The sequence below is a fragment of the Verrucomicrobiales bacterium genome, from assembly GCA_016793885.1.
In the GTDB taxonomy this organism is placed as follows: Bacteria; Verrucomicrobiota; Verrucomicrobiia; order Limisphaerales; family UBA11320; genus UBA11320.
Genome location: JAEUHE010000065.1, coordinates 62,700 through 69,385, shown reverse-complemented (window position 1 = coordinate 69,385; position 6,686 = coordinate 62,700). Strand labels below are relative to the sequence as shown.

The 6,686-nt window shown below is 60.6% G+C and carries 3 protein-coding genes; 1 reads left to right on the top strand and 2 read right to left on the bottom strand.

The genetic code is table 11. The features are described from left to right. Positions 1-172: 172 nt before the first annotated feature. Entirely contained in the window at positions 173-1,519 is a 1,347-nt protein-coding gene (locus tag JNN07_08405) for a voltage-gated chloride channel family protein (GenBank protein MBL9167748.1), read from the top strand. A gap of 388 nt (positions 1,520-1,907) precedes the next feature. Here JNN07_08405 and JNN07_08400 read toward each other — a convergent pair whose 3' ends face one another. Both JNN07_08400 and JNN07_08395 read right to left on the bottom strand, forming a co-directional pair. Further along, positions 1,908-3,296: a DUF1501 domain-containing protein gene (locus tag JNN07_08400; GenBank protein MBL9167747.1), complete on the bottom strand. Its 1,389-nt coding sequence runs from the start codon at positions 3,294-3,296 to the stop codon at positions 1,908-1,910. Between the two features lie 55 nt (positions 3,297-3,351). Continuing rightward, the gene (locus JNN07_08395) at positions 3,352-6,459 is read right to left on the bottom strand and encodes a PSD1 domain-containing protein (protein ID MBL9167746.1); all 3,108 of its coding nucleotides are present in this window, start codon (positions 6,457-6,459) and stop codon (positions 3,352-3,354) included. Between the last annotated feature and the right edge of the window lie 227 nt (positions 6,460-6,686).

The window sequence follows — 6,686 nt, the reverse complement described above, 5'->3', positions numbered from 1 at the left end:
AGGCGAGAAGCAGGCCATCCACCGCGACTTCAACTCTGGAACCAGGTAAGGCATTCGTGCTGGAGATGGATCAAACGGGAAATTGGCGAAACATTCAATTCGGAAGAAGGCGCCCGTTCGTACATTTTCGAGTGGCTAGGGACATCCCTCGATCCCAGACTCCCCTCCAGACATGAGCCCTAGCTCAGAGACAGCAGTGCCGCCCGGAAAACGAAGCCTCGTCCTCCTCGAGACCCTCTGGGCTCTGCCGGTGGCGATCCTAACCGGTTCAGCCAGCGCTCTTTTCCTGTGGTCCTTGGATCACGTCACTCGCCTGCGCTTCGCCTTTCCCTGGCTGTTGTTTGGCCTCCCGCTCGCCGGTGCGGCAATGATCTGGGCTTACCGGCGTTTTGGTGACAATGCCGATCAAGGCACGAACTTGATTCTCAAACAGGTTCATGAGCCTTCGGGAGCTGTCCCCGCCCGGCTTGCGCCGTTCATACTGCTCTCCACCCTACTCACCCATTTGTGTGGCGGATCAGCAGGTCGGGAAGGAACGGCGGTCCAAATGGGCGGCGGCATCGCTGGCGGTCTCGTTCGATGGTGCCGAATGCCCCGGACGATCGAGCCCCATGTGCTCCTGGCCGGCATGGCGGCCGGATTTGGCGCGGTGTTTGGAACGCCGCTGGCCGGGGCCGTGTTCGCCATCGAGGTTTCGATTATTGGAAGACTTCGCTGGGCAGCGGTCCTACCTTGCCTCGTGGCGGGCTTTGTGGGTGATGCCACCTGCACTGCATGGGGCATTCACCATACCCCCTACGCGATCGCCAGCTTGTTGAGCGGTCCGCCTTCGGCAGCTCACAGCATTCCCCCCTGGCAGTTTCACATGATGTTGGCCATTAAGATTGTGCTCGCCTCAATGTGCTTCGGGCTGGCCAGCCGACTGTTTGTGGAGGCGATGCACTTCCTAGGGAAGCAGTCTCAACGCTGGCTGACTCAGCCGTTATGGCGCCCGGTTGTCGGTGGGCTGATCGTGATCGGCCTGACTTTCGTCATTCACGACCGCAGCTATCTGGGACTGGGCGTCAGCAGCCCGGTTCCGGGCGAGGTGAGCATCTTGTCCTCTTTCCAAGCCGGAGGAGCCCACCCGTGGAGCTGGGCCTGGAAGCTCTTGTTCACCGCCGTCACTCTCAGCGCCGGATTTAAAGGCGGGGAAGTCACTCCCCTGTTCTTCATCGGTGCCGCGCTCGGGAACACCCTGGGCGGCTGGTTCAACGCCCCCATCGATCTTTTCGCCGGATTGGGTTTCGTGGCCGTGTTCGCCGCGGCCAGCAACACTCCCCTGGCCTGCGCCATCATGGGAATGGAGCTCTTTGGAAAGGAGCACGGACTGTATCTCGGACTCGCCTGCTTCGTGGCCTACCTCGCCAGCGGCCATGCCGGCATTTATTCCGCGCAACGATTAGGCCGCGGAAAGCGACCTTCATCCAACCATCCGCCGGAGACGACGCTGGCGGAGTGGCGGAGCGCGAAAAAGTAACGATCGAGCGAAGCAAAGATCCCGTCACCGCGGTAGGGAGAGACTCTGTCGAGCCCACTCCTGCCCAAGACCCTCGAACGCCAGGAGTTTCGCCGACCCCAAGCCTCCTCACGTCGGCTCCTACACTCGGAAACTGTAGGGGACGACGTCAGGAGTCCTGGGCGCGCACCGAATCCCTGGGTCCAGAATGAGGACTCGCCAACCCGAAGCCTCCTCACGTCGGCTCCTACACTCCGGAACTGTAGGGGACGACGTCAGGAGTCCTGGGCGCGCACCGAATCCCTGGGTCCAGAATGAGGTTTCGCCAACCCGAAGCCTTCTCACGTTCCGTCTCCGCTGGCAGCTCTGCCGTGACAAGCGGCTCCTACACTCGGAGGCTCGCCATCCCTCACGCCAACACACCCTTCACCACATTTCCCGCTATCCCGGTCAACCGCATGTCCAAGCCCTGAACTCGATGGGTCAACTTGGTGTGATCAAACCCTAGCAGGTGCAGCAACGTGGCGTTCAGGTCGTTCACATGAACGGGATTCGAAACAACATTGAACCCGAGATCATCGGTCTCCCCATGCACATGACCGGCCTTCACCCCACCGCCAGCCAGCCAGAACGAGAAGCAGCGATTGTGATGGTCACGACCATCATTTCCTCCCTGCACCATGGGCGTGCGACCAAACTCTCCGCCCCACACCAGCAGGGTTTCATCCAACAGCCCCCGCTGCTTTAAATCCTTCACCAACGCGGCACTGGCTTGGTCCGTATCCTGAGCGTTCTGCTTCACTCCACTGGTGAGGCCGCCGTGATGATCCCATGCCTCGTGGAAAAGCTGCACAAACCTAACACCCCGCTCGATCATCCGGCGGGCCAGCAAGCAGTTCCGAGCATAGCCGGCCTGCTTGATATCTTTAATGCCATACAGATCCAGAACATGCTGTGGCTCGGTGGAAAGATCGGTCAGCTCCGGGGCGCTGCTCTGCAATCGATAAGCCATTTCATAGTTCTGAATGCGCGCCGAGATGTCCGGATCCCCGGAACGGTCGTAAGCCATCCCGTTAAGTCGATTCAGGGTATCCAACGAAGCGCGCTGGGTCTCCGCGTCAAATCCCTTGGGATTAGACAGATACAACACCGGATCCCCTGCACTGCGGAAGGGAACGCCGCCATACATATTGGGCAGGAAACCCGACCCATAATTGCTCGCCCCGCCGCTCGTCCCTTTGGCGCTGATGAGCACGACGTAGCCCGGAAGATTGTCGCTCTCGCTGCCCAACCCATACAGCGTCCAAGCTCCAAAACTCGGCCGACCGAAGTTCTGATTGCCCGTGTTCATGAGGATCTGCGCCGGGGCATGGTTGACCGCGTCGGTCTGCATCGACCGGATCAGGCACAGCTCATCGGCCACGCTCCCGATCTGGGGGATCACTTCACTCAACTCCATCCCGCAAGCGCCTCGCTTTACAAACTTGAACTTGGGTCCGAGCAGTGCGGAGTTAGGCTTGATGAAGGCCGCCCGATAATCCTTCAACAGCTCCGCGGGCGGAAGCTGACCATTTCGCTTCTCCAGCTCCGGCTTGTAATCAAACAGCTCCAGATGGCTGGGCGCGCCCGCGTGAAACATGTAGATGACCCGCTTGGCCTTGCCAGCGTAATGAGGACGACGAGGAACCAGCGGATTCGTGGAGGCGGCAGCGAGGCCGTCGCGTCGAAGCAGCTGTCCCAGCGCAATTCCGCCCAGTCCGATGGTGCAATCACGAAGAAACCAGCGACGCGCCAGCATCCCGGGCAAACTGGCTTGAGGATCAACAGAGGAGTTCATGGCTTTAGTCTCGCGGTTAGTTCTTGGCAATGGTTTCGTCCAGGTTCAGGAGGACGCGAGCCACGACGGCCCACGCCGCCACCTCGTTGGGCGTGGCCTCGGGCGGAATGTCCTGGGGCTTCGTCAGGGAAGAGAACGCTATTTCCGAGGCCTTGAGCTCACCTCGTTTAAGCCGTTGCCGCCGGCTTTCCAATAAGCTCAGGATTTCCCGCCGTTCTTGCTCGGTCGGCCTGCGGCTGGTGCAGAGCCGAAACGCATACTCCGCGCGGGCACCGTCGTCCGCACCACCCTCCCGCAGAACACGGAGCGCCAAGGCCTGGGCGGCCTCGACGAAGATCGGCTCGTTCATGGCCGTGAGGGCAGCCAGGGGCGAATTGGAACGGGGCCGTCGCGTGCACGACGTGTCGCCGGTCGGAGCATCAAAAGCTATCAGGGTCGGATCGGGCATCGAACGCTTTCTAAAGACGTAAAGGGCGCGGCTGTAGCGGGTCGCATCTTCGGCCGGCTTCCAGTAGTCCGGTCGGAAAAAGTTGAAGTCCAAAACACTCTGGGGCATCGGCGGGAAAACGCTGGGCCCGCCGAACTTGTCCGAAAGCAGACCGGAGGCGCTGAGCACCAGGTCCCGTACAACCTCGGCTTCCGCCCGGAACCGCGGCCCCCGGGCGAGTAGTCGATTTTTCGGATCACGCTCCACCAAGGACGGACTGGAATGAGAGCTTTGCTGATACACGGCCGATGACAACAAGGTGCGCAGCAGATGCTTTTGGCTCCACCCGTTGTCCATGAAGTCGACCGCCAGCCAGTCCAACAACTCCCGATGCGAGGGCTCCGGCGATCGCGTGCCGAAGTCGTCCGCCGTTTCCACAATCCCCACCCCAAAAACCGCCTGCCAAACTCGGTTCACCGCCACCCGGGCAGTCAGCGGCGAGCGCCGGTCGGCCACCCAGCGGGCAAATGCCAGACGGGTGCGCGGAACATCCGCAGGCAGGGAATGCAACGCGCTCGGAACCTGAGGTTCGATGACTTCCTTGCCTTGACTCCACACACCCCGGTCCAGCCGTCGGGTTTCCCGAAGATCAGCCGGGGTCCGTTCAGCCAGGTGGAGAACGGTGGTTTTCGCCTCAGGATATCCCGCCCAGTGTTTCGCGAGCTGGTCATTGAATGTGCTCAGCGCCGAATTGGACATTCGCCAGGCATCGAAGAGCGCCTGCTTTTGCTCAGGCGACCGCCGATCCGCAGGAGTCTGCAATGCCAGAATCGCTGCGTAGGGCGTTCGCCCCACCTTCGGGTCGGAGGCCTTGGTCAGCGCCACGCGAAACCGCCCGATCATCGTGTTCCGATACCCATTTCCCCCATCGCTGTGCTCAAGCAGCAGCGCCACCTTCAACTTCGTGCCGGGGGGCAGCGTCAGTGGCTTCTCAAACTGAGCCACCGCGACGGAGTCCGTATTGCGTCGGCCAGCCCCGCGATCCGCCCGCCACGCCGTCTTGGGATCTCCATCCGCCAAAAACGCCGCCGGCCCGCGCTGCCGCCGGTTTTCCTTGTCCGCCGGACTGGCCCACTCCGGCTCCATGCCCGCGGCCGACTCCTCAAAATCCGCCGAGGCCTGTTTCAAAGGCAGCCGCTCCCACTTGTTGGAGCCCGGGGCCTTGGCTTCCACGATCAGTTCAGACAAGGCCCACGATCCTTTATAACTCCGCCCCGGCCCGTTCATGGGTAAATCGCCGTGCGTTAAAACCTCGAGTCGGATCCCGGTGACATTGTCCAGCGCAGGCTCCGCCAACAAATGAATGTCTCCTCCCGTGGTGGGATGCCCCAGCGTCAAAATGCTGTTGTCCGGAAGGATGACCGGATGGTTCAGCTCCGACGATGAGTGGGTGTCCTCTGCTTTGATTACGGTCCACTCGGTTTGACGCCACCGCTTCAACTCCTCCTCTTCCCATGTGGCCATCTGCTTCTCCCAATCGGGATGCGCCTTTTTCAGCTCGTCCTCTGTTTTCCGAAGAGCAGCCTGCAGGTTCGTGATCGCCGACAGCCCATCCTTCGAATAGACCCAGGACTTGGCCTCATAGGCGTTGTTTAAGAAAGCAAAGACCCCGTAGTATTCAGTGTGGGAGATGGGATCGAACTTGTGCGTGTGACACTGTGCGCATCGAAGCGACAAGCCCAGCATGCCCGAGCCCACCGCGTCCATCCGATCAAACATGGCCTCCATCCGCCACTCCTCGGGGATGATTGCCCCCTCCTCATTGAGCATGCTGTTGCGAAGAAAGCCGGTGGCGATTCGCTGTTCTTGCGAAGCGTCGGGCAAGAGATCACCGGCCAGCTGCTCCATCAAAAAACGATCGTACGGTAAATCTGAGTTCATGGCCTCGATAACCCAGTCGCGCCAAGCCCATTGATCACGTGGCAGGTCCTTTTCGAAGCCGTTGCTGTCGGAATAGCGAGCGACATCCAGCCAGTGCCGAGCCCATTTCTCCCCGTACCGGCGGTCCTTGAGCAAGGTTTCCGTCCAATCGCGGGTCGCCCGTTCCAGCCCCGACCTGCCCACGTCCTGCAGGAATGCATCCAGCGCCGCCGGAGCCGGCGGAAGGCCTATGAGATCGAGATGCAATCGACGGCAGATGGTTTCAGGGGAGGCGGCCGGAGAGAACGAAAGCCCTTCCTTTTTCAGCCGCGCGAGGACAAAGGCGTCCACTGGATGGGAAGATCCTTCCGGCAAAGCCACCTTCACGGGGGCGGTAAACGCCCAATGCCCCGAGTAGGGAGCCCCCTCTGCAATCCACTCCCGCAACTTCGAAACGTCGGCGGCCAATACCGGCTTTTTCTCCTTGGGAGGAGGCATCACCTCATCGGGATCGTGGGAGAGGATCCGCGCCAGCAAGGCGCTCTTGTCCGGCTGCCCTGGAACAATCGCGGGACCATCGTTCTTCCCCCCCTTGAGCGCCGCCTCCCGATCGTCCAAACGCAGATTCCCTTTGCGCGTCTTTTCATCCATCCCGTGACAATGGAAACAGTGCTCGGCGAGCACGGGTTGGATATCACGGCTGTAATCCACCACGGCCGACTGGAGTGCCAAAGTCGGGAACAGGGCCAACAGGACTGAAAGCTTTCCTTTGAACATGGCTAACGCACTACATAGTAGGGCCGAGAGGGCTGAAAATCCAGACTCCAAATCGAGAGGATTCGTAGGCCAGCCTTGTGCGACCGGTTTCAACAAATGTCCATCCCCGACTAACGCGGGGCCTTCGGCTGTTTCTAGCGTTAGAGTCTGTCAGACAAAGCAGTCCCCCTGAGCCATTCGCTGGGTTGATAGATTCCTAAGTAGAATGGAAACGTTTTGGCGGTGCA

Coding starts and splice junctions, on each gene's coding strand:
- JNN07_08395 (MBL9167746.1), bottom strand. CDS start 6,459: ATGTTCAAAGGAAAGCTTTCAGTCCTGTTGGCCCTGTTCCCGACTTTG.
- JNN07_08400 (MBL9167747.1), bottom strand. CDS start 3,296: ATGCTGGCGCGTCGCTGGTTTCTTCGTGATTGCACCATCGGACTGGGC.
- JNN07_08405 (MBL9167748.1), top strand. CDS start 173: ATGAGCCCTAGCTCAGAGACAGCAGTGCCGCCCGGAAAACGAAGCCTC.